We start from the raw sequence: 25,607 nt of genomic DNA, 5'->3' as shown, positions 1-25,607 counted from the left end.
CAGTACGTTTTTTGCGCACCAAAATAGTGCTACACGCGTCACAAAAGTGCATTTCCACGAAAAAGGCGGCGCAAGACGCCAGATTTTAGTGCGGGGAAGAAAATAATTGGGCATGAATTGAATTTCAGGGGGAAACGCTCCCCCTAACAATCTGGGCTAGCTAATCGCGGCTTCCTCCGGTTCGACCGTCTCCAGTTCTTCGCTAACTAACTGCAATTGATACATTTGATAATAGCGGCCCTGCTGCGCAAGCAGTTCCTGATGCTTGCCTTGCTCCACCGCTTGTCCACGATGCAGAACCAAAATACTGTCGGCATCCACAATGGTCGACAAACGATGCGCAATCACCACCAGCGTGGTATTTTTTCGGATGAGGTGCAACGCTTTCTGAATAGCCTGTTCCGTACCGGAGTCAATATTGGCCGTTGCCTCGTCCAGAATAAGGATTTGCGGCGCTTGAACCAATACACGAGCCATAGCCAGTAACTGTTTTTGCCCAACCGACAGCGTATTGCCCTGCTCTCCCAAACGAGTGTGCAATCCTTCCGGCAAGGCGCGGACCAACGATGCCAATTGAACGGTTTCCAGCGCCTGCCAAACCTGTTTCTCACTGATATCACGCCCTAGGGTAATATTGGCAAAGAAAGAATCAGCCAGCACCACCGGATCTTGCTGCACCATAGAGACACCCTGTCGCAGCACCTGATGGGAGAGCGTGTCAAGCGGGCGCCCATCCAGTAGAATTTCACCCTGCTGTACTGGGTAATAACCCATCAGTAAGTTGGCTAACGTACTTTTCCCGCTGCCGGTATGCCCGACCAATGCGACAAAACCTCGCGACGGTACATCCAGATTGATGTGGTTTAGCACCGTTTTATCCGAACGATAAGAGAAAGAAACGTCTCGCACACTGATATGACCGCAGGTCAGTGGATTATTATCCTGACCGTAACCTTGCTGAGCGCGATCCATCAGTTCGAATATACGTTCCCCAGCCACCACCGCCTGTTGCATGATTGATTGCTGAGAAGTTAGCTCGATTAAAGGTTCATTCAGACGGCCAAGGTAGTTAATAAACGCGTACAGTACCCCCACGCCCACCGAGCCTTCTGGACTCAACCCAAACAGTAACAACAGCCCGCAAAGCACCAATGCCGAAAACAAACTGAGTAATGGCCGTAGCAGGAAACCTTCCAGACGCAGAGTTTGCATTCGCGCCATATAATGCGCCCGATTAACGGCAGACATTCGTTCGCCAAAACGAGCCTGCTGGCGAAATTGCTGAATGACCCCCATGCCGTTGATGACTTCGTTAAAACCATCGTTGATGTCTGCCAGATAGGCGCGTACTCGCCGTACCACCGGCGTGCTGTAGCGTTGATAAAGCGCCATGACCACCAAAACTGCGGGGAAAATGCAGATAGCAATCCACGCCATACGCCAATCAAGGCTAAACATTGCCACCAGCATCGCGCCGATTAACGCCGCACTTTTCAGCACGGTAGAAACCACCATTACATATAAATCTTTAATGACTTCGGTATCGTTAGTGACGCGAGAAATTAATTGACCGACCGGCTGAGTATCAAAAGCGCTAAGCGGCTGGCGTAGGGCTGCATCCATAACTTCAATACGCAACTGTTGCACCACACCCACGGCAGCTCGGTTAAACAGAATCGCCTGAAAATAATGCAGCGCCGCTGCCAAGAGTTGCAGCAGCAAATAGGCGAGCGCCAATCCACTCACCACAGCCAAGGGCAAATTGCCTTTTGCTACCATATTATCGATGAAATAGCTGATCAGCAGTGGGCCACTCACTTCTGCCGCCGCCGCAATCCACAGCATGACTATCGCGATAGACAATGGTTTTTTGTAGGCTGAACCATAAGCCAGCAGACGTTTTAACGTCGGCCAAAGTTGTCGAGCTTTACTCATCGGATTCGGCCTCCAGCCCTTCATCGCTATCTAAAGCTGCTTCAATTTGCTGATAACGATACATTTCCCGATACCATCCCGATTGATTAAGTAACTGCTCATGATCGCCACGCTGCACCACGCTACCCTGTTGCATGACCAGAATTTCATTTGCCTCAGTCAATGCAGAGAGACGGTGAGCGCTAATAATAACGGTGCGAGATGCTCCCCACTGACGCAGATTCTTCAAGATCTGATGTTCCGTCTGCCCATCAACCGCCGACAGAGCATCGTCCAGAATCAATATTTCGCTATCAAGCAACAGGGCGCGAGCAATAGAAATTCGCTGCTTTTGTCCACCGGAAAGCATCACGCCCCGCTCTCCCACTTCGGTTTCGTAACCCTGTGGTAATCGCAGAATATCTTCGTGAACGCTGGCTAAACGAGCCGCTTGTTCTATTTCCTGCTGCGTGGCGTCGGGCTTACCCAATGCAATATTGCCTGCAACGGTATCCGAGAATAAAAATGGCGTTTGGCTGACCACCGACAGGCGGCCACGCCAGTCGTCCAGACGAATAGCCGTCAGAGGTTGCCCCTGATAGCAAATGTCGCCTTCGTCTATATCAAACTGTCGTTGGATCAAGGCCAGTAAGGTACTTTTCCCCGAACCGGTTGGGCCACATAGCCCCAGCATCTCTCCCGGTTCCAGCTTCAATTTTACGTCTTGTAAAGTGGGCTTATCACTCCCAGGATAATCAAAGCGGCGAATATCAATCGCCAAAGTACTGCGTTCCGCCCGTAATGGCATTTGTCCATCGACAACAACCGGAGCCTCTTCCAACAAACTGCGGATACGACCGTAAGCGGCACTGCCACGCTCAACGATATTAAACATCCATGCAAGCGCCAGCATTGGCCAAATCATCAGCCCTAAATACATAATAAAACTGGTTAATTGCCCTAACGTAATGCTGCCATTCACAACCATCCAGCTCCCGCCGCCGATGGCCAGTAAATTGGCTACGCCGATGGCGATATAAATCGTGGGATCAAAACAGGCATCAACCTTGGCTACGTGCATATTTTTCGCACCGGCCTCAGTTGCTACACGGGAAAACTGCTCAGACTGATGATTCTCAAGGCCAAATGCCTTAATCATACGAATGCTGGTCAGGCTCTCTTGCGCCTGATTATTTAACGCCGAGAAAGCCCCTTGCGCAGATTTAAAACGTTGGTGCAATAATTCACCAAAATACTTGATTACAATCGCCATTATCGGCATTGGTAACAAAGACAGCAGCGTCAGCTGCCAGCTGATTTGTGTGCTCATCACAATCAGCACCGCGCAGCCCATCACCAATGAGTCCACCAGCGTCAAAACCCCTTCACCGGCGGCGAAAACCACGCGATCGACATCATTGGTAGCGCGAGCCATCAGATCGCCTGTGCGGTGACGCAAGTAAAAGCCAGGATTCTGTCGGCTAAGCTGACGGTAGAAATTAGAGCGTAATTCCACCGCTAATTGATAGGATGCGCCGAAGAGCAATACGCGCCAGACGTAGCGTAGCAGATACACTATTACCGCAGTCACAACCATTACGCCAATCCATGTCCACAACATGTTGGTAGACATGGTTTTTTCCGTCATACCATCTACGATAACCCCAACCAATTTGGGTGGTAACAGCTGTAAAATGGCAATAATGATCAGCAGTACTACCGCACCCAAATAGCGACGCCATTCGCGACGAAAGTACCAGCCTAGTTGAGCAAACAATCTCACGCAGTTTTATTCCATGATATGAAGGGAAATAGTATGGAAGCGAATCAAATAATGTCAGACTCTCTCGCCACGGCTCATGTGGCATAGAATAACATCGATAAAGTTGTTATTTAGTGAATTATTCACTCAGGAACCGGTAGTACCGTTGTGTACTTAATTTTCTCCATTGCGAAACTGGAAGTGACATCTATCAAACCCGGAACACCATTCACCATACGTTTATAGAAACTATCGTAGCTTTTCATATCCGCAACTTCGACCTGCATCAGATAGTCATATTCTCCGGCCATACGGTAGAAAGCCAGTACCTCCGGCATCTGCTTAGTGAATTGCACAAACTCCTGATACCAGCCGCTATTATGCTGTTGGGTTTTTATCAGTACGAAAGCCGTTAATCCCAGCCCCAGTTTTTCGCTATCCAAAAGCGCCACTCGGCCACGGATATAACCTTCATCCTCCAGACGCTTTAGCCTTTTCCAGCAAGGCGTTGACGTCAAATTGACCGCCTCTGCCAAAACCTGAAGAGAGAGCGTGCAATCCTCCTGCAACATACGCAGTAGCTTTCGGTCTGTTTTATCTAACATATCGCGATTCCAGAGAATAAATTTCTCTCATTAGGAAATAAAGAAGTAAAAATGGCAACAATTTTTTCCCAAAATACCGTTAACCTAGTCATAATTTGATACCCCCAACATCGCAGGCCACTACATGACCAATACTTGGGTAAAAAACGCCATCAGTGAAATAGAAGCGGATTTCCAACGCTCAGCTGATACGCACCTAATTCGCTTAAATTTGCCTGATTTTCCTGGCATTTACTTGTATCTGAAAGACGAAAGCACCCATCCAACCGGTAGTCTGAAACACCGGCTGGCACGCTCTCTATTTCTTTACGGCCTGTGTAACGGCTGGATAAAGGAAGGGACAACCATTATTGAGGCCTCTTCTGGCAGCACTGCGGTTTCTGAAGCCTACTTTGCCCGCCTGATTGGGTTGCCTTTTATTGCGGTTATGCCGAGCTGCACCGCTCGCAAAAAAGTCGAACAAATTGCCTTTTACGGTGGTCGCTGCCACTTTGTCGATCATGCGGGGCAAATTTATGCCGCGTCCGAGCAGTTGGCAAAAGAATTAAACGGTCATTATATGGATCAATTCACCTACGCTGAGCGAGCTACCGATTGGCGTGGAAATAATAATATTGCCGATAGTATCTATCGCCAGATGGCCCGCGAACCCTTTACCGTTCCCAATTACATTGTGATGAGCGCAGGAACCGGTGGCACTTCGGCGACGCTGGGCCGTTATATTCGCTATCAGGGGCATAATACTCAATTGATGGTCGTCGATCCGGAAAACTCAGTCTTTTACGATTGCTTCTGCAATCGGGATCGCAGCGTAACTGGCACCTGCGGCAGCCGCATTGAAGGGATTGGCCGCCCGCGCGCCGAACCTTCTTTTATTCCTGAAGTGATCGATAGCATGCTACGCGTTCCTGACGCGGCCAGCGTTGCAACGGCACATTGGTTAGAAGGTGTGTTGGGTCGCAAAGTGGGCGCATCCACCGGCACTAACGTATGGGGTGCTTTACAGTTAGCCCGACAAATGCGTGAAAAAGGCGAGTCCGGAGCTATTGTCACTCTGCTATGCGACAGCGGTGAACGCTATCTGGATACTTATTACAACCCGGAATGGGTGAGCGCCAACATCGGGGATTTAACCGGTTTTAAGGCAGAACTGGAAAACCTGTAATCATCCAGCTGATCGGCCAATTTATTTAAAGCTGACCGATCATAAGCAAAAAAAGCCGGATAAATATCCGGCTGGCTAATAGCAATCACCTCAGAATTCGGGGGAATAGGTGAGGTGTGGTGAACTTAGCCAATGTTGCAAATAGTGAGCTACGGCCTGTTGTTCACAATGGCCAATAACCTGAAGCTGTGGAAGTGCTGATTTAAGTTGAGGCAATGCGTTACCCATGACCATTCCGCGCCCAACTTGCTCAAGCATTTCTTTATCATTCATTGCATCGCCAAATGCCATACATTCTGACATTTCAACATCTAATAGTTCTGTCAACGAAGCCAGTGCAGCGCCTTTATTACAGTTACGAGGTAAAACTTCCAGGCACTCCCTAGCAGAAAAACACAAATCCACCTCTTGCCCCATCCGCGCAGCCAGCCTCTCTTTCAACGGCAACAGCTCTTCGTGAGACGCGCAGAAACAAATTTTGTGTGTTCCTGCCAAAGGTAGCTGGTTAAATTCAGTGAGCCGGTATTGAAACCCGCTCAGCTTATGCGCCGCTAACTGCGACGGATCGTCACGATTAGTAAACCAGCCTTCATCGCGAAAAATATGCATGCTGGCATTGGTAGACCAGGTGGTTCCCAGAACGAACTGCACTAATTCCGCGGGTAAATCTGTACCCTGCAATTTCTTGCCATCAATATCATGAATACGAGTTCCGTTACCAGTAATCAGATAACCTTTAATGCCTAAATTGGATAAAATACCTTTCATATCAATGTAATGACGTCCGGTAGCAAAAGTAACCACCATCTGTCTCTGATGTAATTGATGTAGCACTTCTAAAGTCGCTTCACCGATCTGATGGTTACGCATTAATAAGGTTCCATCCATATCGAAAGCGGCTAAGCGGTACATATTTACCTCATAAAATTGTGAGCCTGCTGGCAGTGACAAAAGTATGGCGTAGTATTTAGGGAACTAATAGTGAACAATTAATACAAACACTTCCGGATTTAACTATGCGCATATTTCACCGATTGGCTCAATATCAGCGTTTATATCAAGAATTTGGCCATCAAGCTGGTAACACGACGGTGAGTGAATTGGCAAGGCTGTTCTTTTGTAGCGATCGGCATACCAGAACCCTTATCCAAAAATTTGAGGAACAAGGCTGGCTCAGTTGGGACGCACAAGTTGGCAGAGGTAAACGAGCACAAATTCACTGCCTGAAAACACCGGATGAATTACGAGCAACCTATCTACGCCAATTATTACAGCAAGGGGATCATCAGGGCGCCTTTCAATTAGCTCAGTTGGAACCCCAGCGTCTGCATGCATTACTTAGCCCACATATGGGCGGGCAGTGGCAAGCGGATAGCCCGGTGCTACGAATTCCTTATTATCGAGAGCTGGAGCCGCTAGTTCCGCTAGAAACCACCGGGCGCGCGGAGCAGCATTTGATATATACGCTACATGCGGGCCTGACCCGATTTCAGACCGGTGATCCTCTGCCAAAGCCCGATCTGGCCCATCACTGGCACATCAGTGATGATGGCCTAACCTGGCAATTTTTCTTACGCAGCCAGCTTCGCTGGCATAATGGCGATCCGATAAGCGGAGCCCAGTTACTGGAAACCTTCCATATACTGCGTAACCATCCTCGCGGTCAGCCGGGGCTGGCAAATGTTAAATCTATAACTCTGCCGCATGCGTTATGCGTCCAGTTTACCCTTGAATATCCCGATTATTGGTTGGCTCACCGTATGGCCGATTTACCTTATCGTTTGTTCCACCCCGAATATCCATCGGTCGGTGCCGGGCCGTTTAAAGTCGCCGACTTTGAAAAGCACTTGATAAGGCTCGAACAACATGAGTTTTATCATTTGCAGCATCCCTATCTCGACAGTATCGAATACTGGATCTCGCCACAGCTTCCAGATGTTGTGGTTAACGGCAGCAGCCAGCATCCGGTCAGCATCACCATTGGGCAAAGTGAAGATATGCCCCTAGCAAAACCGGTTCAGCGCAGTACCAGCCTGGGGTTTTGCTATTTAGCCATGAGTCTGAAACGAGGCCAGCTAAATTCTCAGCAAGCCAGAAAAATTATGATGCTGATCCAGGCATCCGGTTTTCTGGCAAATTTATCCATTCAACGGGGAATTATCATTCCCAGCGAAGAAATGTTACCCGGCTGGCCTATCCCTCGGTTCCCAGAAGATAAAAGCATCACGCTGCCTAAACGGCTAATTTTGTTCTATCAGCAGCCAGCAGAGTTGACCATGGTTGCCAGCGAGTTGAAAAAATTACTCGCCGAACATGGCTGCGAACTTGAAATCCAATTTTGCGCCAACAAACACTGGCAAAGCGTTAACCAATGTGAACAAGCAGATCTATTAATGTCAGACCATCTTGTTGGAGAATCCCGCGAAGCCACTATGGAAAGTTGGTTACGCCATGACTTTTTATGGCAGGGTATTCTTCCGGCAGATTTACTGCTTTGGCAACAGCAATCATTACTGCAAATTCAGCAAGTTAAAGCACCAAGTGAACGTTATGCCTTACTGCGGGAACACTATCTACAGTTGATGTCCACCGGGCTGGTTCTGCCGCTATTAAATTATCAATATCAGGTTAGTGCGCCACCGAGAATCAAAGGCGTTACGCTCACCGCTTACGGTTGGTTTGATTTTTGTCAGGCCTGGTTACCCCCCACCCCAGAGTCATCTCTGAATAACGCCATATTGGAGAATTAAAGCGAGCTATCCTTGGATGGCGCTTATTGCAGATACAGTTATTATCCAATAACTTCACTGAATCTATTCGACCTGTTATTACCTTTTAGCCAGCTAACTGAGTTAACATAGCCACAGTATTTAATTTACGGCTCAAGGTTATTGCCATAAAAAACCTTGAGCCTACGAGGGAGCGATTAATGAAACGCGCAGTCGTAGTATTTAGCGGGGGGCAAGACTCCACCACCTGCCTAATTCAGGCATTGCAGCAATATGATGAAGTTCACTGTGTGACCTTTGATTATGGTCAACGCCATCGTGAAGAAATCGACGTAGCCCGCGAACTTGCGATTCAATTAGGCGCCAAAGCGCACAAAGTGCTGGATGTCGGTATGCTAAACGAGCTGGCGGTCAGTAGCCTGACTCGTGACAGTATTCCCGTGCCGACTTATGAAGAAAGCAGCGAAAATGCTATTCCCAGCACCTTCGTTCCCGGCCGCAATATCCTGTTTTTAACTCTGGCGGCAATCTACGCTTATCAGGTACAGGCAGAAGCGGTCATTACCGGTGTATGTGAAACGGATTTCTCTGGCTACCCAGATTGCCGCGATGAATTTGTTAAAGCCCTCAACCATGCCATTAATCTGGGCATCGCGCGGGATATCGCTTTCATCACTCCGCTGATGTGGCTAGACAAAGCTGAGACTTGGGCATTAGCCGATTATTACCAACAGCTAGATCTGATTCGCCACCAGACGCTAACCTGCTATAACGGCATTAAAGGCGATGGCTGCGGCGAATGTGCAGCCTGCCACTTACGAGCTAATGGGCTGAATAATTACCTAGCTAATAAGTCTGCTGTCACAACCAGCCTTAAAAAGAAAGTCGGCCTACTTTAATTTCAGTTTCCTCAGTTTGGTTCAGCCCTCATCGGCTCAACCCAAACAGGCATATGCAGTCGGTGATGCACAATTTCACAGACTGCTTGCTATATGGCGATGTAAAATATATGACAACGCAAAATATTATTCGAACCAGCTAAACCCAATTAGCCGCAACTACTTTCAAAATATGCTGATTAACGCACTCCTGCTCATCAAGACAATGACTGCCCTTCCGCTGGCTCTTCTAACGCACTTAATCTTTCCCGTAGCTCGCCGTCTATTGGCAGCGATTTTTGTGTTCTCAGATCGATACAAACAAAAGTCAGTGCCGCATCAGCCACCAACGAACCATCAGACGCTAAGGTCACAATCTGATTAAGCACACCGCTTTTACCACTGAGTTTTACCAAATGGCTATCTATGCGTAGCACATCACCTAACACTGCGGGTTTACGGTAACTAATATTGACATTAACCACGATAAAAGCGATATGGTTGCGGGTCATCCACTGAAATGCTTCCTCCCCATCCAGCCATTCCCAGCGCGCTTGCTCAAGAAACTCAAGATAACGAGCATTATTAACATGCTGATAAACGTCAATATGAAAACCACGAACTGTTATATGGGTGCGCATAGAAAACCTCAGCTACGGGATAAAATCGAATGCAGGTAAGCATCTGCCAGAACTGTAAAGCAAACTGGTATGACCTCACCGATAGTAGCAGAGTCACCCTAACACATAGCAGCCTCACTATATAACTTAGATTCAGATCACAATTAAATAACCAGTTATTTACATTTTCGCTCTCTGCGAACAGCCTTGCACAAACTCAGCTATTCCAGAATAAAATAGCTGAACTGAACGCAACTCATCAGCTCAGCTACAGCAAATACGACATCAACAAGTTAGTTGCCTAATGATTCCAATTTATCTTTCAACTCCCCTTCCATAGGCAGCGCTTTTTGTACTTCCATATCCACGCAGACAAACGTCATATCAGCGTCTGCGATAACCGCGCCGTCCGATAACCTTTTCATAACCTGCTTGAATTTCCCGCTGCGCCCTTTCAGGGAATATACCAGACTCTCAATTCGTAGCAGATCTCCCTCAACGGCCCCTTTACGATAATTAATATTGATATTTACCATATAGAAGCCAATATTCCGCTCCTTCAGCCATTCCAGCCGATTCTCTCGATCAAGCCAACGCCAGCGCCCCTCCTCAAAGAACTCCAAATAACGTGAGTTATTGACATGTAAATAACCATCAACATGATAGCTTCTGACCAAAACTTCATGATGCATGCTAATCAACGCCTCTTTCATCATTTATGAATTTTTCAAATACATAAGCCACATAACTGGTATGACCTGATGAAAGATTAGCAGCCAATGTTATAAACAACTAACTAAATGATTAAATATCATTCAACTTACATTTTTATTTTCTGCCGATTGCGCTCAATAAATATCGGCCCAATCCCTGAAACCTCTTGCAGCTGCTCTATTTGACTAAAAAAGCCAAACTCCTCTCGATAGCGAACAATGGCCTGGGCTTTTTTCAAACCAATGCCGCTTAGCGCAGCAGCCAGCTCTTCTGCCGTGGCTTTATTAACGTTTATCAGACCGCCTTCTGTTCCATTCATCCCTGCTGAAGGCTTATTCGTGTTTACTTCATTAGCTTTCAAGTTAATTTCTTTCGAGCTATTCCACGACTTCTCTGATGTTTGAGCCGATGCTTTTGATGATTTGGTTTGCATAGATTCTTTCGTTTGATTAGGAGCCGCTAGCGCTACAGGCGCTGACAACCAAGCCAGTAGCAATGCCAGTGCTAAGGATTTTCCATTATTTTTCATGCTGTATCCTCCATGTATTTGACAGCATCTGTACCTTGCCTCAGGCGTTTTATTTCGGCAAATCACGGATTCCAGATATGCGAAAGGCCGCTAAAGCGGCCTTTCGTTGTTACATCGGTTTGCAGAGGTTTGCGATGTTTACTGCGGCTGTTGTTGTTCCGCTGCACCCATTTTAATCGTTGCCTGTTTATGCAAGTTAGCCATCAGCGCATCCAGAGTCACACTGCCGATACCTTCTTCCATTTTAGCAATGAAGCCTGCCATTTCACCCTCTGGTAATTTACCCGGCGTCACGGACAGCAATTCGATCAATACGACATTGTCCTGACGATCCTGAGATAAACCGTAAACCGGTTTGTCCGCCTGCGGATGAGGCAGTCCAAATACGGTTTGAACTAACTGATCGTCATTCGGTGCACGAGCAATAGACTTCTTCTCGCCAAAGCTCAGGCCAGCGGCTTTCATCGCTTCTTCGCCTTTCCCTTGCTTCAGGGCGGTCAGAATTTTTTCACCGTCAACGCGAGCCTGCTGCTCCGCTTTCTGACGTTTAACCAGTTCAGCAACCTGATCGCGTACCTGATCAAACGGCTGTACGCCTTCTGGTTTATGACCATCGATACGAATCACGAATGCGCGATCGCCATCAACGGTAATGACATCAGAGTTACTGCCAGGAGCGCCATTTTCACCAACCAAAGCGCCATCAAAGATAGCCTGTACTACGGGTTTGAAATTCACTTCGGCAGGGATAGAATCACGAGTAAACCAACCGGTTTGCTTCGCTTTGCCACCCGCAGCTTCTTCAGCTGAAGCCAGAGACTCATTATCACTGGTTGCCGCTTCGCTCACTTTCTGCTGCAACGCATAGTAAGCATCAACCGCTTTTTCCTGCTTAACTTTGGATGCCAGTGAGTCATGTACTTCAGACAACGGCTTAACCTGCTCTGGTTTGATGTCGTTTAAGCGAACGATCAAATAACCCACAGAAGACTTCACCACGCCAGACAGCTGGCCTTTTTCGGTCAAATTCGCTTCTTTTAGCTCATCGACCGTTGTCCCAGGCTCTAACCAACCCAGTTCGCCGCCATTTTTACGAGAAATAATGTCGGTGGATTTTTCTTTCGCCAACGTAGCGAAGTCAGCACCTTTTTTCAGCTCATCCAAAACAGCCTTAGCATCTGCCTCGGTTTTAAATTGAATAACGCTGTAGTTTCTACGTTCCGGCTGAGTAAAGCTGGATTTGTGCTGATCGTAATAAGCAGCAATATCTTCTTCAGTCACGGTGATTTTATCTTGCATCGCTGCCGCATCCATTGCGATGAAACTCACTTTCATCTCTTCAGGCGCGATAAAGCTGTTTTTGTTCTGATCATAATAGGCTTTCAGCTCTTCATCAGTGACTTTCTGCTGAGCCTGTAACGCTTTCAGATCCAAGGTTGCCAATCGCACGTCACGCTGTTGCAAAATCAACTCGGACATAGCGGTAGCTTCTGCCGGTAATGCAAAACTGCTGTCGTTAAAGGCCTGTAGCAATTGCTGATTAATCAGCTGCTGACGTTGTAGCTGCGCGAACTGATCGAGGCTGTAGCCCCCACGGGTTACCAGCTCGAGATATTTGCTGTTATCGAATTGACCGTTAGTCTGGAAGTCAGGGAGCTGGCGAATAAATTCTTTCACCTGATCGTCACTGGCAGTCAGGCCAAGTTGTTTTGCATATTGGTCGAGCAACATGTTGTTGATCAATTGCCCCAACACCTGCTGACGCAGCTGCTGCATATAACCTTCATTACCAGCCAGCACGGAGAACTGCTCACCTAGCTGTTGCTGTAAACGACTACGTTCACTTTGCATTACCCGTTCAAGCTGGGCACGGCTTATCTCTTGGCCATTAACCTTAGCTGCATAGTCGTTGGAGCCACCGATCAGATAGCCGCCCACGCCGGTCAAGATAAAGGACAACATAATCAGGGCCAGGATGATTTTGAGCACGACGTTATTTGCAGCCGCGCGTAAATTGTCCATCATAATGTGACAATACTCCGCTGTAATGTGGATAAAAACTCTTGCTCAGGTATGAAGACCCAGCGTTCCTTGCGTCAGCCCAAAATCGTTGCTGCGCGATAAAACTTCTCACAGTGGCTAACGCCGCCATCGCCTTACGGCTAAGCCAGCATTTTACGCCAGTTCAACTGCCAAGCGAAAAAAAAGCGCACCAGTTACGATGCGCCTTATATCTTACCTTACCAACTCAACTGCGTCAGGTTATTGTTTATCACAAACAATATTTGGCACCGAAGAGATCTGAGGCAGCTATCAGTTAACTGCGTCTTTCAGACCTTTACCAGCACGGAAGCCTGGTACTTTTGCAGCTGGAATACTGATTTCTTTACCGGTCTGAGGGTTACGGCCAGTACGGGCAGAGCGCTCACGTACCGCAAAAGTACCGAAACCAACCAGAGCTACATCATCCCCTTCTTTTAAGGATTCAGTAACAGAAGCAATAATTGCATCCAACGCGCGCCCAGCGGCCGCTTTAGAAATATCAGCACCTGCGGCAATTTTGTCGATCAGTTGTGACTTATTCACTCTTTCATCCCCTTTAGAATTCTATCGTCGCGCCGAAAATCCCTACGGACAACACGACAGCGCAGCTGTTATATCAATCCTGTCTAGCCTTGGCAAGCAACCTAAAGGCGAATGCTTTCGTCAGACAGCCGATCTAACTTAGCGGCACAAAAAATAGCTGGCAAGTAGGATTTCGCTTACCAGCATTAGTTTTATCAATACTTCTTGCTATCCGTCACTATTTTGACGCAACAGGCTGTGCACCAAAGGCTGGATTTTGCAACGCAATGGCTAAAACATCGTCAATGCGCTTAACCGGATGAATCTCCAGATCGGCGATAACGTTGTCTGGAATCTCTTCCAAATCACGTTTGTTCTCATCTGGGATCAGTACCACTTTGATACCACCACGATGAGCTGCCAGCAGCTTTTCTTTCAATCCACCGATCGGCAATACCAAACCACGCAGCGTAATTTCACCGGTCATGGCGACATCGGCGCGCACCGGGTTACCCGTCAGGCACGAAACCAACGCCGTACACATCGCAATACCTGCACTTGGGCCATCTTTCGGCGTAGCGCCTTCAGGTACGTGAACGTGAATATCACGTTTTTCGTAAAAATCAGGGTTAATCCCCAATTTATCCGCACGAGCGCGAACGACGGTCAACGCAGCCTGAATGGATTCCTGCATGACTTCCCCCAGAGAGCCGGTGTAGGTCAACTTGCCTTTACCCGGAACACAGGCGGTTTCAATCGTCAGCAGATCGCCACCAACTTCGGTCCATGCCAGACCCGTTACCTGGCCAACGCGGTTTTCAGTATCGGCACGACCATAGTCAACCTTCTGAACACCCAAGAAATCTTTCAGGTTATCCCCGTTGATTTCAATGTGTTTAACCGTTTTATCCATCAGCAGATTTTTTACTGCTTTGCGGCACAGTTTGGAGATTTCACGTTCCAGACTACGCACACCGGCTTCACGGGTGTAATAACGGATAATGCTAATAATCGCGCTGTCATCAATAGTCAGTTCGCCTTTCTTAATGGCATTACGCTCGAACTGTTTTGGTAACAGGTGTTGTTTAGCAATGTTGAGTTTTTCATCTTCGGTATAACCTGACAGACGAATCACTTCCATACGATCCAATAACGGTGCCGGGATATTCATGGAGTTAGAGGTCGCCACAAACATCACGTCGGACAAATCGTAGTCTACTTCCAGATAGTGGTCGTTAAACGCCACGTTTTGCTCTGGATCCAGCACCTCCAGCAAGGCTGACGCCGGATCGCCGCGCATATCGGACGCCATTTTATCGATTTCATCCAACAGGAAGAGTGGGTTTTTCACACCAACCTTCGCCATTTTCTGGATCAACTTACCCGGCATAGAACCGATATAGGTACGACGGTGACCGCGAATTTCCGCTTCGTCACGCACGCCGCCCAACGCCATACGCACGTACTGGCGTCCGGTTGCTTTGGCAATAGATTGCCCCAGTGAGGTTTTACCCACACCCGGAGGCCCGACCAAGCACAGGATTGGACCTTTGATTTTGCTGACTCGGCTCTGAACCGCAAGATACTCAAGGATGCGGTCTTTCACGCGCTCCAAACCATAATGGTCGGTATCCAACACTTCCTGCGCCTTGACCAAATCTTTTTTAACTTTGCTACGGCTGTTCCACGGAACCTGCAACATCCAATCGATATAACCGCGCACTACGGTAGCTTCCGCAGACATCGGCGACATCATTTTCAGTTTTTGCAGCTCAGCTTCGGTTTTTTCACGCGCGTCTTTCGGCATTTTTGCCGCTTCGATTTTGCGTTTCAGCGCTTCGTGTTCATCCGGCGCATCGTCCATTTCGCCCAGTTCTTTCTGAATGGCTTTCATTTGCTCATTCAGATAGTACTCACGCTGGCTCTTTTCCATCTGCTTTTTAACGCGATTACGGATACGTTTCTCAACCTGCAACAGATCGATTTCCGACTCCATCATTGCCATCAGATATTCAAGACGCTCGGTAATGTCGAACATTTCCAATACAGCTTGTTTATCATTTAATTTCAATGGCATATGCGCAGCAATGGTATCCGCCAGACGTGCAGCGTCTTCAATGCTATGCAGAGATGTCAGGACTTCGGGTGGGATTTTTTTATTCAGTTTGATATAGCCTTCAAACTGATTAATCGCCGTGCGCACCAGCACTTCCTGCTCACGCTCATCGATTGCAGGTGATTCTAGGTATTCGGCCTGGGCAGCGAAATGCTCCCCGCTGTCAGACAGAGTAGTAATGCGCACACGCTGTAACCCTTCGACCAGTACTTTGACTGTGCCATCAGGTAATTTCAGCATTTGCAAAATAGAGGCAACGGTGCCAACAGAAAACAGATCGTTGATACCAGGCTCATCCGTCGACGCTTCTTTCTGTGCAACCAACATGATTTTTTTATCATGTTCCATTGCAGCTTCCAGGCACCGAATCGACTTCTCCCGGCCAACAAACAGTGGGATCACCATATGCGGGTAAACCACTACATCGCGCAGAGGCAATACAGGGATTTCTATGCGTTCGGAACGCTCAGGGTTCATAGAGCTCTCTCTTATGTTTAGCTTCCGCCAGATTTCAGGAAATCTCGTGAAACACGGGTGGTCACGAGTTTCACTAAATAGGTTATTGAGTATATGGGGACGAATGTCTTACATTCAACGATAACAATGCGAGGAAAAAGAAATGGGGGATAAAATCCCCCATTATCTTACTAACTGTCTGGATTATTTGGCTAATTATTCGCCAGAAGCTTGCGCTTCAGGCTGGCCGTAAATCAGCAGCGGTGCAGATTGACCGGCGATAACTGATTCATCAACAACCACTTTATCCACACTTTCCAAAGATGGCAGGTCGTACATGGTGTCCAGTAAAGCCGCTTCTACGATAGAACGCAGGCCACGAGCACCGGTTTTACGCGCCATTGCCTTTTTAGCAATCGCCGTCAGAGCTTCATCGCGGAATTCCAGCTCAACGCCTTCCAGATTGAACAACGCCTGATATTGCTTGGTCAGGGCGTTTTTCGGCTCTTTCAGAATCTGAATCAGGGCGTCTTCGCTCAATTCACTCAAGGTAGCAACAACTGGCAGACGACCAATGAACTCAGGAATTAACCCGAACTTGATCAAATCTTCCGGCTCAGCCTGTCTTAGCAATTCACCTTCGGTTGCTTTCTCGGATTTTCCTTTTACCGTTGCGCCAAAACCAATACCGGTACCGGTATTCAGACGCTGCCCGATAACTTTATCCAGACCAGCAAATGCGCCGCCACAGATAAACAGAATCTTCGAGGTATCAACCTGCAGGAACTCCTGCTGCGGATGTTTGCGTCCACCCTGTGGCGGTACGGCAGCAATAGTACCTTCGATCAGTTTCAGCAAGGCTTGCTGTACGCCTTCACCTGATACGTCACGGGTAATTGACGGGTTGTCCGATTTACGAGAAATTTTATCAATTTCATCGATATAGACAATGCCGCGCTGCGCTTTCTGCACATCGTAATCGCATTTCTGCAACAGTTTCTGGATAATGTTTTCGACGTCTTCACCCACGTAACCGGCTTCGGTTAGCGTCGTCGCATCGGCCATAGTGAATGGCACATCCAGGAAACGAGCCAGCGTTTCCGCCAACAGTGTTTTACCGCTACCCGTTGGACCGATTAGCAAAATATTACTTTTGCCCAGCTCAATACCGTTGCTGGTATCACCGTTACGCAGACGTTTGTAATGGTTATAAACCGCAACCGCCAACACTTTTTTCGCTGGTTCCTGCCCGATGACATAATCATCCAGATGGCGACGGATTTCATGCGGTGTTGGCAATAAGCTACGCTCCCGATGCGGGGCGACCTCTTTAATCTCTTCGCGAATAATGTCGTTACACAAATCGACACATTCATCGCAGATATACACTGACGGCCCGGCAATCAGCTTACGCACTTCATGCTGGCTTTTGCCGCAGAAAGAGCAATACAGCAGCTTTCCTGAACCGTCTTTGCGCTTATCTGTCATCAGTAAACCTCTTCTTTAGTATCTGCCGTCACTAACAGCAGGGCGGCAGGGAGACTATTCTCGTTACTTCTGGACGTCACGTCTTCATCAAACGGACTGCCGGCACCCTAGCGTGCTAAAAGACTAAACTTTTCCAATTATAGTCTATCGGCGCACAGAAATACGCTGTTAGTCACGGCGGTTGAATATCTCATCGACTAATCCATATTCTACAGCCTCGGCCGCAGACAGGAAACGGTCACGCTCCGTGTCTCTCTCTATTTCTTCGAGAGGTTTGCCCGTATGTTTCGCCATCAGTTCGTTCATGCGGGATTTCACTTTCAGGATTTCTTTCGCATGAATCTCGATGTCGGTCGCTTGCCCCTGGAATCCGCCCAGCGGCTGGTGAATCATCACCCGCGAGTTTGGCAGGCAGAAACGCTTCCCTTTCGCACCGGCAGTCAGCAAGAATGCGCCCATGGAACATGCCTGGCCCATACAAATGGTGCTGACATCAGGTTTGATGAACTGCATGGTGTCATAGATAGACATACCCGCAGTGATCACCCCGCCCGGTGAGTTAATATAAAGGAAAATATCTTTTTCCGGGTTCTCGGCTTCCAAAAACAGCATTTGTGCCGTAATCAGGTTGGCCATGTGATCTTCAACCTGGCCGGTTAGGAAGATAATGCGCTCTTTCAGCAGACGGGAGAAGATATCGTAAGAACGTTCCCCACGTGAAGTCTGCTCAATCACCATCGGCACCAGAGCCATGTTAGGTGCAAATTGATCTCGTTCGCCACTGTATGACATTACCATCTCCTAATAGAATTTACTTTGGCGCCATTAATAACCGATTCTACTTGAGATAAGCAATGATGACCATGATAAGCAGCGGTCGTCCCAGACATATCCAGCGGTGATAATCAGCCAACGCAAGGAAAGATTGAACATAAAGCCTGTAATAGTAATTGGGGGAAGGATACTGTTTTTCAAGCCCCATACCTTTTATTGTCTCAACGCCCCGTTCTCACCTCACGCGTTTTTTAGACGCTCGCTACGGATTTAATTCAGCACTTTCTTTTATTTTTCTAATATAGCCCAGTTTGACGGGAACCATAGCCGAGAATGTGTTGTTTTTATCGTGTAAATCAAGAAGAAAAAAGCCCGTTGCCAAAGGCGACGGGCTTGAGAAGTCAAAACGCTAAGTCAAAGATACTTAACGTGATGCGCTAAAAAACATTACGCAGCAGTGGTCTGATTCATCAGCTCGCTGAAGGTAGTTGGTTTTTCAGTTACTTTGGCTTTAGCCAGCAGTGTTTCTACCGCTTGTTCTTCCAGAGCAACGTTACGCATGTTGTTCATCAGCTCTTTGTTTTTGCTGTAGAACTCGATAACTTCTTGCGGATCTTCGTAGGCAGAAGCCATTTCTTCGATCAGCGCTTTAACGCGGTCTTCGTCAGCTTTCAGTTCGTGCTGGCTGATCACTTCGCCCAGCAGTAGGCCAACAACAACGCGACGTTTAGCTTGTTCTTCGAACAGTTCACGTGGCAGTTCAGCAGCTTGTTTCTCGTTGCCACCGAAACGCTGTGCAGCTTGGCGACGCAGAACGTCGATTTCACTGTCGATCAGAGCAACTGGAACGTCGATTTCGTTAGCGCTAACTAAACCGTCGATTGCCTGAGTTTTAACACGGTTACGCACTGCGCCTTTCAGCTCGCGTTCCATGTTTTTACGTACTTCAGCGCGCAAACCTTCGATAGAACCATCAGCCACGCCGAAACGTTTGATGAATTCTTCAGTCAGTTCTGGCAGTTCACGCTCTTCAACTTTCTTCAGAACGATAGCGAACTTGGCTGATTTACCTTTCAGGTTTTCAGCGTGGTAATCTTCTGGGAAGTTTACGTCGATAGTGAATTCTTCGCCCGCTTTATGGCCCACAACGCCTTCTTCAAAGCCTGGGATCATGCGGTTCTGGCCCATAGCCAGTACGAAATCAGTTGCTTTGCCACCTTCAAACTCTTCACCGTCGATAGAACCGGTGAAGTCCAGAGTCACGCGATCTTCTGCTGTAGCAGCGCCATCGGTGTCTTTCCAGGTAGCTTGTTGCTTACGCAGGGTATCCAGCATTGCATCCACATCGGCGTCATTAACTTCAACAACCGGTTTCTCTACTTCGATTTTTTCCAGATCTTTCAGTTCAACTTCTGGATAAACTTCGAATTCAACAGAGAAAGTGAAATCTTCGCCTTCTTTGTATTCGCCCGGTGCGTAGCTTGGTGCGCCAGCCGGGTTGATTTTTTCTTTGATGATCGCGTCAACAAAGTTGCGTTGCATCAGGTCGCCCAGAACATCCTGACGAACGGACGCGCCGTAACGCTGTTCAACGATGTTCATCGGCACGTGGCCTTTACGGAAACCGTCAATGCGAACATTTTTAGCAGCTTTCAACAGCTCGCTTTTTACTGCTTTCTCAATGCTATCAGCAGCAACAGTGATAGTTACACGGCGGCCAAGGCCTTGGGTGGTTTCAACAGAAACTTGCATCTTGTTACCTCAAAAAAATCACAGTGCTCGGTCAACTCCAGAAGCCGCTATCAAAACCTTGCCATTGCGGGAATGACATTGGCCCTGAAAACACCCTCTAAGAACCGGGACGGCCGCATTACAGAACCGAGTATCCCAGATGTCAGAAGCGTCCCGAAACCATTCCGGAAAAATAAGACGCGACATTATAGCGGTGCATAGGTTTCGAGTCGAGGAAAGCGAGTGAATGTCAGCGCGCGAAAATTTACGCGGACGTCGATCCCTCGACAAAAACGCTGGCAGCGCTGTGCTAAAAATAGTGTTGTCGCCAGTTAAAAAACAAACGGCCCAAAGGCCGCCTGTGGATTTCGCTATTACTAATACCCTAAATCAGCAGAAAAGTTCCACTGAAATCAGGGAAATACCTTATTTATGCCAAGGTTCCGGCACCGCGGCATGATGGAGAGTCAGGCAAGGTGTCTTGCAGACTCTCCCATTCTTTGACCGTGTAGGTATGTAATGCCAGCGCGTGAACTTCACCGGCTAATTCTTCGGACAATACGCCATAAATGGCACGATGGCGGTTTAAAAAGCGTTCACCGGCAAATTTATCGCTAACAATCACAACTTTAAAGTGGCTCTCGGAGCCAGCGGGCACATTGTGCCGGTAGCTTTCGTTTATCACTTCCAGGTGAACAGGTTCAAATGCCGCCCTGAGTTTTTCTTCTATCTTTTCGCGAATCAGAATCATAAAGATCTCCTTACTGCACCGGCAGAGAACTGCACACCCTCTACAGCAATATTAGTCGGTTTTGGCTGTTTTATAACATTCCTTTGACAATAATTCTCGGTTAAATACGCCTAACGCCGACGAAACGCCCAGAGGTTGAGGATAATCCGATTGTCACGGCAAATGGTTATTTGTATGGTTCCAACATGAAAAACCGTGTTTGTGGCGAATTTGTCACCATTGGGATCTTCCCCCTATCTGCGGCAGTGCTATGATGTCGCAATAATATTGCAGCTATCCCGCTCAGTTTATTAAAAATTCCATAACTCTCGAGAAAGTGAACATGCTAAAGAAAATTCTTTTCCCGCTGCTGGCCGCGTTAATGCTGGCGGGTTGCGCCACCAGCAGTAATACGCTTGAAGTCACGCCGAAAATCGTCTTGCCGCCGCAAGATCCAACCTTGATGGGGATTACCATCAGTATCAACGGTGCCGATCAGCGTCAGGATTCCGCACTGGCCAAAGTCAACCGAGATGGCAAATTGGTGGTATTAACTCCATCTCGCGACCTACGTTTCCTGCTACAGGAAGTGCTGGAAAAACAAATGACTGCCCGTGGCTATATGATTGGTACCGGCGGCCCGGTTGATCTGCAAATCGTAGTTAACCAACTGTTCGCTAACGTGCAAGAAGGCAATCTGCGCTACAACATCACGACCAAGGCTGATATCTCCATCACGGCTCAGGCGCAAAACGGCAACAAACAGGTTAAGAACTACCGTTCTACCTATAACGTCCAGGGGGCATTTACCGCAACCAATGCCAAAATCACCGAAGCGGTGAATACCGTACTCAGTGACGTTATTGCGGATATGGCCCAAGACACCAGCGTTAATAGCTTTATCAAACAAAACGCGCGTTAATCTGTTGTTTGCTTAACTTAGCTCTGCCCTGAATGGGGCAGAGCACGTAGGTTTCTTATGTCCAGTCGCTATTCAAACCTGTTTACACAGCGTAATTCGCTCATTCTTTTATTACTGGGGTTTGCCTCCGGTCTTCCTTTGGCTCTGACGTCCGGCACGTTACAAGCTTGGATGACGGTGGAGCAGGTTGATCTGAAAACCATCGGTATTTTCTCTCTGGTCGGTCAGGCTTACGTCTTCAAGTTCTTGTGGTCCCCATTGATGGACCGCTACACCCCCTCTTTCCTTGGTCGTCGCCGCGGTTGGTTACTGGTGAGCCAGTTATTATTAATAGTGGCTATCATCGCAATGGGCTTTATGGAGCCAGCGAAGCATTTATGGTGGCTGGCAGCTATTGCGGTATTGGTCGCCTTTTGCTCGGCGTCTCAAGACATTGTGTTTGATGCCTATAAGACCGATTTGCTCAGTGCAGAAGAACGAGGAACCGGCGCCGCAGTTTCGGTTTTGGGTTATCGGCTGGCCATGTTGGTTTCCGGCGGTTTGGCGCTATGGATTGCTGACCGTTATCTCGGCTGGCAGTCAACTTATTGGTTAATGGCTGGTTTGATGGTGATTGGGGTGGTTGCTACTCTGATGGCTCCGGAACCGGATGCTCCCGCCGCCGCGCCTAAAACGTTGGAACAGGCAATTGTTGCCCCGCTGCGCGATTTCTTTGGTCGTAATAACGCTTGGCTGATTTTACTGCTGATCGTGCTTTATAAAATGGGCGATGCTTTCGCCGCTAGCCTGAGTACACCGTTTCTGATTCGTGGGCTCGGTTTCAACGCCGGTGACGTCGGTCTGGTCAACAAGACCTTGGGCCTGTTAGCGACGATTATCGGTGCTTTGTACGGCGGCTTGCTTATGCAACGCCTCAGTTTATTCCGCGCCCTGATGATTTTTGGCATCTTGCAGGCGGTTTCCAATCTGGGCTATTGGATTCTGTCGGTGACAGACAAGAATATCTTCACCATGGGGAGCGCTATTTTTCTGGAGAACCTCTGTGGCGGCATGGGTACCGCAGCCTTTGTGGCGCTTTTGATGACGCTGTGCAATAAGTCGTTTTCCGCCACTCAGTTTGCCTTATTGTCCGCACTGTCTGCGGTGGGTCGCGTTTATGTCGGCCCGGTTGCAGGCTGGTTTGTAGAAACTAACGGTTGGTCGATATTTTACCTGTTCTCCATTGTCGCCGCCGTTCCGGGCCTGATATTGCTTTACATCTGCCGTCATACCCTTGAATTTACCCAAAAAACCGATGAATTCATGCCTCGAACCGAATTTAAAAACGGCTATCGCTGGGCCTTACGCTTTTTGACCATCGGTTGTTTATTATTGGTCGCGTGGCTGGTGTTATTAATCAGCAATGCCTGGGGATGGACAGCAGCGCCAGAAGTGGCCGATGTCCTGCTATTACGAGGGATTCAACTCAGCATCGTTGGGATGATGCTCGGTGGCGCGCTGGATTACCTGGCATTACGTCGCGCTCGTTTGACTTAAGACGATACGTTTCCTCACTCGCAGCCGGTATTCTATTACCGGCTTTTTTATACGTAAAAGTTAGTCAAATGGATAAACATGCGATAAAACCACCATCCCGATCACATTATTGAGCAACCAATCAGAAATATTATTCTCAATAATGAGATGCAAATCACCCTCAGGTCTTTAACCTTTTGTGCTGTCAGACTATGATGTGCGCACTTTTTATTAAGGGCATGTGTCCTTTTGTTTCCCCTGACACCTTTCAACAATAATTGAGGCTTTTATGCGTAAAATTCTCGTTGGCGCTATCGCGCTAACTGCGATCACTCTGGCTCCGTCTGCGCAAGCTGAATATCAATGGGGTTTCGGCAATATCAGCATGAACTACCTCGATTGGACGAAGAGCACTACGCATAAATCCGGTGGTTCATCTCATAAAGATGACTTTGCCTATATTGAATTAGAGGGCGGCGCAGGCTTTAGCTGGGGTGAAGTTTACGGCTTCTTCGATTTAGAAAACCCGTTCAACTCCAAAACCGCTCAGCCGGGCGATAACCAACGTTACACCTTTAAAACTACTGGCCGCTACTATTTAGGCGACACCGGTTTTAACCTATATGGCCATGTTTATGGTACCTACTCTCTGCCAGCCGCTGAAGGCAATAATTACAGCAACTTCCACGAAGTGAATACCCTATACGGTATCGGCTATAACACCACCATTGCTGGCGTATGGATGAAGCCTTTCGTTGCGCTGCACTACGTTGACCAAACTTATTACTCAGGCAATAACGGTTATGTTGTTGGTTGGGTTGCTGGCTACGATTTCACCGCTTTCGATGAGAAATTCAGCATTACTAACTGGAACGAGCTGGAATTTAACCGTGCAGAACGCTATGCGGCAGGTAACGGCGGTCGTAACGGGGTGAACGGCGCTATTGCTCTGTGGTGGACACCAATTAAACAATTCACCACGGGTATTCAGTATCGTTATGCTTATAACAAGCTGGGCGAAGATTTTTTACAAGACGGTATCGTTTACTCAATTAAATATAATTTCTAACTAAATGATTCCGGGGAAACCATTTCGGTCACCCCGGAATATATTTTAATTTACCTTTAATACACATATTATTTACATAAAATCGTAAATAAACCCCTCCCAAATCTGTATTTCCCGACAATAAAAACCTGCTTGGCATTGTTTTTCCTTAATATAGTTAGCTTTTAGTTACGCTTGTTAATTAAATCTTGCGCCAACATATTGTTGCAATTAGAAAATTGTCAAAGAGAGCAACATCTGTGACCCCCTTAACATAAAGTGTCAACAAGCCGCTGACACAATCTTAAGCATGTTTACAGTCCTGCAACCTTCCCGTAAAATGCCCGCACACATGAAACGACAATAGAGCCCTTTGTAATTGAGGTCGTTAGATGAGACTTAAGAAATACATTAAAAATATTGGGATGTTGTCTTTATTTGCAGCCACGGTAACACTCGCTGGTTGCGATATGGTATTGATGAACCCTAAAGGCGCAATCGGACTCGAACAAAAAACGCTGATACTCACCGCTATCGGTTTAATGTTGATCGTAGTAGTTCCGGTTATTTTGATGGCGTTTGCCTTTGCGTGGAAGTTCCGTGCTTCCAACAAAAATGCAACCTATACCCCGAACTGGTCCCACTCCAACAAAATTGAGCTTGTTGTATGGGCTGTTCCAATCATTATCATTGCTATTCTGGCAACGATAACCTGGAAAACTTCTCACGAACTTGATCCGTTCAAACCTTTGGTTGTTGAAGGTAAAGAACCGATCACTATTGAAGTGGTTTCTTTGGACTGGAAGTGGCTGTTTATCTATCCAGAACAAGGTATTGCCACCGTCAATGAAATCGCCTTCCCTACTGATGTTCCCGTGAACTTTAAGATCACATCCAACTCAGTGATGAATTCGTTCTTTATTCCTCAGTTAGGCGGACAGATTTACGCGATGGCAGGGATGCAAACCAAACTGCATCTGATTGCCAATGAAGCAGGTAAATACAACGGTATTTCCAGTAGCTTCAGCGGTAAAGGCTTCTCTGGTATGAAATTCACTGCGATCGCTACGCCGACTCAGGGTGATTTCGATCAGTGGGTCGCGCAGGTGAAAAAATCGCCAAACACCCTGAATACTACTGCTGATTTCGATAAATTGGCTGAGCCGAGCGAAAATAACCCGGTTGAGTATTTCTCCAGCGTTAAGCCGGAGCTGTTTAAAGAAACTATTGGCAAATTTATGGGCGATATGAACATGCACAAGAGCGATGACATGCATAAAGGCATGGACATGAGCAAAGGCATGGAAATGGGCGACCACTCTCACGCCGGAGCCGAGGAATAAACG

At 47.6% G+C, this 25,607-nt stretch carries 21 protein-coding genes; 7 read left to right on the top strand and 14 right to left on the bottom strand.

Annotated elements, in window-relative coordinates; translation table 11 throughout:
- Nucleotides 1-156: 156 nt before the first annotated feature.
- The 3 genes from AD970_RS10630 to AD970_RS10620 all read right to left on the bottom strand — a co-directional run bounded on the left by AD970_RS10630 (nt 157) and on the right by AD970_RS10620 (nt 4,281).
- Nucleotides 157-1,935 carry a SmdB family multidrug efflux ABC transporter permease/ATP-binding protein gene (locus AD970_RS10630; RefSeq protein WP_049598565.1) on the bottom strand — a complete coding sequence of 593 codons (1,779 nt, stop codon included), beginning with the start codon at nt 1,933-1,935 and terminating at the stop codon, nt 157-159.
- Nucleotides 1,928-3,697 carry a SmdA family multidrug ABC transporter permease/ATP-binding protein gene (locus AD970_RS10625; RefSeq protein ID WP_049598562.1) on the bottom strand — a complete coding sequence of 590 codons (1,770 nt, stop codon included), beginning with the start codon at nt 3,695-3,697 and terminating at the stop codon, nt 1,928-1,930. The genes AD970_RS10630 and AD970_RS10625 overlap by 8 nt, the downstream gene beginning before the upstream one ends.
- Nucleotides 3,698-3,819: 122 nt before the next feature.
- Entirely contained in the window at nt 3,820-4,281 is a 462-nt protein-coding gene (locus AD970_RS10620; RefSeq protein WP_049598560.1) for an Lrp/AsnC family transcriptional regulator, read from the bottom strand.
- 124 nt (nt 4,282-4,405) lie between these two features.
- On the opposite strand from AD970_RS10620, the gene AD970_RS10615 reads away from it, so the two are divergent.
- Nucleotides 4,406-5,446 carry a PLP-dependent cysteine synthase family protein gene (locus AD970_RS10615; RefSeq protein WP_049598558.1) on the top strand — a complete coding sequence of 347 codons (1,041 nt, stop codon included), beginning with the start codon at nt 4,406-4,408 and terminating at the stop codon, nt 5,444-5,446.
- A 90-nt stretch (nt 5,447-5,536) separates the two neighbouring features.
- On the opposite strand, the gene cof is transcribed toward AD970_RS10615, so the two are convergent.
- On the bottom strand, nt 5,537-6,358 hold the full coding sequence (gene cof, locus AD970_RS10610; RefSeq protein ID WP_049598556.1) for an HMP-PP phosphatase: 822 nt from the start codon (nt 6,356-6,358) through the stop codon (nt 5,537-5,539).
- A gap of 104 nt (nt 6,359-6,462) precedes the next feature.
- Between cof and AD970_RS10605 the strand changes: the two genes are divergently transcribed.
- Both AD970_RS10605 and queC read left to right on the top strand, forming a co-directional pair.
- Nucleotides 6,463-8,196, top strand: coding sequence for an SgrR family transcriptional regulator (locus AD970_RS10605; protein WP_049598554.1), 1,734 nt, complete (start codon nt 6,463-6,465; stop codon nt 8,194-8,196).
- Nucleotides 8,197-8,375: 179 nt separating this feature from the next.
- Complete coding sequence (queC, locus tag AD970_RS10600; protein WP_049598552.1) at nt 8,376-9,074, top strand: 7-cyano-7-deazaguanine synthase QueC; 699 nt, start codon at nt 8,376-8,378, stop codon at nt 9,072-9,074.
- A gap of 197 nt (nt 9,075-9,271) precedes the next feature.
- Here the strand turns inward: queC and AD970_RS10595 are convergent, their stop codons facing one another.
- The 10 genes from AD970_RS10595 to bolA form a co-directional block, all read right to left on the bottom strand.
- Nucleotides 9,272-9,694: an acyl-CoA thioesterase gene (locus tag AD970_RS10595; protein ID WP_049598549.1), complete on the bottom strand. Its 423-nt coding sequence runs from the start codon at nt 9,692-9,694 to the stop codon at nt 9,272-9,274.
- A 272-nt stretch (nt 9,695-9,966) separates the two neighbouring features.
- Nucleotides 9,967-10,365, bottom strand: a complete 399-nt coding sequence (locus AD970_RS10590) for an acyl-CoA thioesterase (RefSeq protein ID WP_049598712.1) — start codon at nt 10,363-10,365, stop codon at nt 9,967-9,969.
- A gap of 128 nt (nt 10,366-10,493) precedes the next feature.
- On the bottom strand, nt 10,494-10,916 hold the full coding sequence (locus tag AD970_RS18500) for a ComEA family DNA-binding protein (protein WP_053215272.1): 423 nt from the start codon (nt 10,914-10,916) through the stop codon (nt 10,494-10,496).
- 138 nt (nt 10,917-11,054) lie between these two features.
- Entirely contained in the window at nt 11,055-12,941 is a 1,887-nt protein-coding gene (ppiD, locus tag AD970_RS10580; RefSeq protein ID WP_049598547.1) for a peptidylprolyl isomerase, read from the bottom strand.
- A 288-nt stretch (nt 12,942-13,229) separates the two neighbouring features.
- Complete coding sequence (gene hupB / locus AD970_RS10575) at nt 13,230-13,502, bottom strand: nucleoid-associated protein HU-beta (protein WP_004392663.1); 273 nt, start codon at nt 13,500-13,502, stop codon at nt 13,230-13,232.
- Between the two features lie 217 nt (nt 13,503-13,719).
- Nucleotides 13,720-16,074: an endopeptidase La gene (lon, locus tag AD970_RS10570; protein WP_049598546.1), complete on the bottom strand. Its 2,355-nt coding sequence runs from the start codon at nt 16,072-16,074 to the stop codon at nt 13,720-13,722.
- Between the two features lie 195 nt (nt 16,075-16,269).
- Nucleotides 16,270-17,541 carry an ATP-dependent protease ATP-binding subunit ClpX gene (gene clpX / locus AD970_RS10565; RefSeq protein WP_049598544.1) on the bottom strand — a complete coding sequence of 424 codons (1,272 nt, stop codon included), beginning with the start codon at nt 17,539-17,541 and terminating at the stop codon, nt 16,270-16,272.
- A 168-nt stretch (nt 17,542-17,709) separates the two neighbouring features.
- Nucleotides 17,710-18,333, bottom strand: coding sequence for an ATP-dependent Clp endopeptidase proteolytic subunit ClpP (gene clpP / locus AD970_RS10560; protein WP_049598543.1), 624 nt, complete (start codon nt 18,331-18,333; stop codon nt 17,710-17,712).
- A gap of 429 nt (nt 18,334-18,762) precedes the next feature.
- The gene (tig, locus tag AD970_RS10555; RefSeq protein WP_049598542.1) at nt 18,763-20,067 is read right to left on the bottom strand and encodes a trigger factor; all 1,305 of its coding nucleotides are present in this window, start codon (nt 20,065-20,067) and stop codon (nt 18,763-18,765) included.
- A 409-nt stretch (nt 20,068-20,476) separates the two neighbouring features.
- A complete protein-coding gene (gene bolA, locus AD970_RS10550; RefSeq protein ID WP_120806381.1) occupies nt 20,477-20,797 on the bottom strand; it encodes a transcriptional regulator BolA in 321 nt (106 codons plus the stop codon).
- Nucleotides 20,798-21,119: 322 nt separating this feature from the next.
- Between bolA and AD970_RS10545 the strand changes: the two genes are divergently transcribed.
- From AD970_RS10545 to cyoA, 4 genes are all read left to right on the top strand, one after another.
- Nucleotides 21,120-21,698 (top strand): lipoprotein, encoded by a 579-nt coding sequence (locus AD970_RS10545; RefSeq protein WP_049598541.1) that lies wholly within the window; start codon nt 21,120-21,122, stop codon nt 21,696-21,698.
- A 57-nt stretch (nt 21,699-21,755) separates the two neighbouring features.
- On the top strand, nt 21,756-23,234 hold the full coding sequence (gene ampG / locus AD970_RS10540; protein ID WP_049598540.1) for a muropeptide MFS transporter AmpG: 1,479 nt from the start codon (nt 21,756-21,758) through the stop codon (nt 23,232-23,234).
- A gap of 268 nt (nt 23,235-23,502) precedes the next feature.
- Complete coding sequence (locus AD970_RS10535) at nt 23,503-24,282, top strand: nucleoside-specific channel-forming Tsx family protein (protein ID WP_049598539.1); 780 nt, start codon at nt 23,503-23,505, stop codon at nt 24,280-24,282.
- A gap of 371 nt (nt 24,283-24,653) precedes the next feature.
- A complete protein-coding gene (gene cyoA, locus AD970_RS10530; protein ID WP_049598537.1) occupies nt 24,654-25,604 on the top strand; it encodes a cytochrome o ubiquinol oxidase subunit II in 951 nt (316 codons plus the stop codon).
- The last annotated feature ends 3 nt before the right edge of the window (nt 25,605-25,607 follow it).

Source organism: Yersinia nurmii, from assembly GCF_001112925.1.
Taxonomy (GTDB): Bacteria; Pseudomonadota; Gammaproteobacteria; order Enterobacterales; family Enterobacteriaceae; genus Yersinia; species Yersinia nurmii.
This window is presented reverse-complemented; position numbering and strand designations above follow the sequence as displayed.

Excerpts from the sequence above, each read along its gene's own strand:
- AD970_RS10630 (WP_049598565.1), bottom strand. The coding sequence starts at position 1,935 with ATGAGTAAAGCTCGACAACTTTGGCCGACGTTAAAACGTCTGCTGGCT.
- AD970_RS10620 (WP_049598560.1), bottom strand. The coding sequence starts at position 4,281 with ATGTTAGATAAAACAGACCGAAAGCTACTGCGTATGTTGCAGGAGGAT.
- AD970_RS10615 (WP_049598558.1), top strand. The coding sequence starts at position 4,406 with ATGACCAATACTTGGGTAAAAAACGCCATCAGTGAAATAGAAGCGGAT.
- cof (WP_049598556.1), bottom strand. The coding sequence starts at position 6,358 with ATGTACCGCTTAGCCGCTTTCGATATGGATGGAACCTTATTAATGCGT.
- AD970_RS10605 (WP_049598554.1), top strand. The coding sequence starts at position 6,463 with ATGCGCATATTTCACCGATTGGCTCAATATCAGCGTTTATATCAAGAA.
- queC (WP_049598552.1), top strand. The coding sequence starts at position 8,376 with ATGAAACGCGCAGTCGTAGTATTTAGCGGGGGGCAAGACTCCACCACC.
- AD970_RS10595 (WP_049598549.1), bottom strand. The coding sequence starts at position 9,694 with ATGCGCACCCATATAACAGTTCGTGGTTTTCATATTGACGTTTATCAG.
- AD970_RS10590 (WP_049598712.1), bottom strand. The coding sequence starts at position 10,365 with ATGCATCATGAAGTTTTGGTCAGAAGCTATCATGTTGATGGTTATTTA.
- AD970_RS18500 (WP_053215272.1), bottom strand. The coding sequence starts at position 10,916 with ATGAAAAATAATGGAAAATCCTTAGCACTGGCATTGCTACTGGCTTGG.
- ppiD (WP_049598547.1), bottom strand. The coding sequence starts at position 12,941 with ATGATGGACAATTTACGCGCGGCTGCAAATAACGTCGTGCTCAAAATC.
- lon (WP_049598546.1), bottom strand. The coding sequence starts at position 16,074 with ATGAACCCTGAGCGTTCCGAACGCATAGAAATCCCTGTATTGCCTCTG.
- clpX (WP_049598544.1), bottom strand. The coding sequence starts at position 17,541 with ATGACAGATAAGCGCAAAGACGGTTCAGGAAAGCTGCTGTATTGCTCT.
- clpP (WP_049598543.1), bottom strand. The coding sequence starts at position 18,333 with ATGTCATACAGTGGCGAACGAGATCAATTTGCACCTAACATGGCTCTG.
- tig (WP_049598542.1), bottom strand. The coding sequence starts at position 20,067 with ATGCAAGTTTCTGTTGAAACCACCCAAGGCCTTGGCCGCCGTGTAACT.
- bolA (WP_120806381.1), bottom strand. The coding sequence starts at position 20,797 with ATGATTCTGATTCGCGAAAAGATAGAAGAAAAACTCAGGGCGGCATTT.
- AD970_RS10545 (WP_049598541.1), top strand. The coding sequence starts at position 21,120 with ATGCTAAAGAAAATTCTTTTCCCGCTGCTGGCCGCGTTAATGCTGGCG.
- ampG (WP_049598540.1), top strand. The coding sequence starts at position 21,756 with ATGTCCAGTCGCTATTCAAACCTGTTTACACAGCGTAATTCGCTCATT.
- AD970_RS10535 (WP_049598539.1), top strand. The coding sequence starts at position 23,503 with ATGCGTAAAATTCTCGTTGGCGCTATCGCGCTAACTGCGATCACTCTG.
- cyoA (WP_049598537.1), top strand. The coding sequence starts at position 24,654 with ATGAGACTTAAGAAATACATTAAAAATATTGGGATGTTGTCTTTATTT.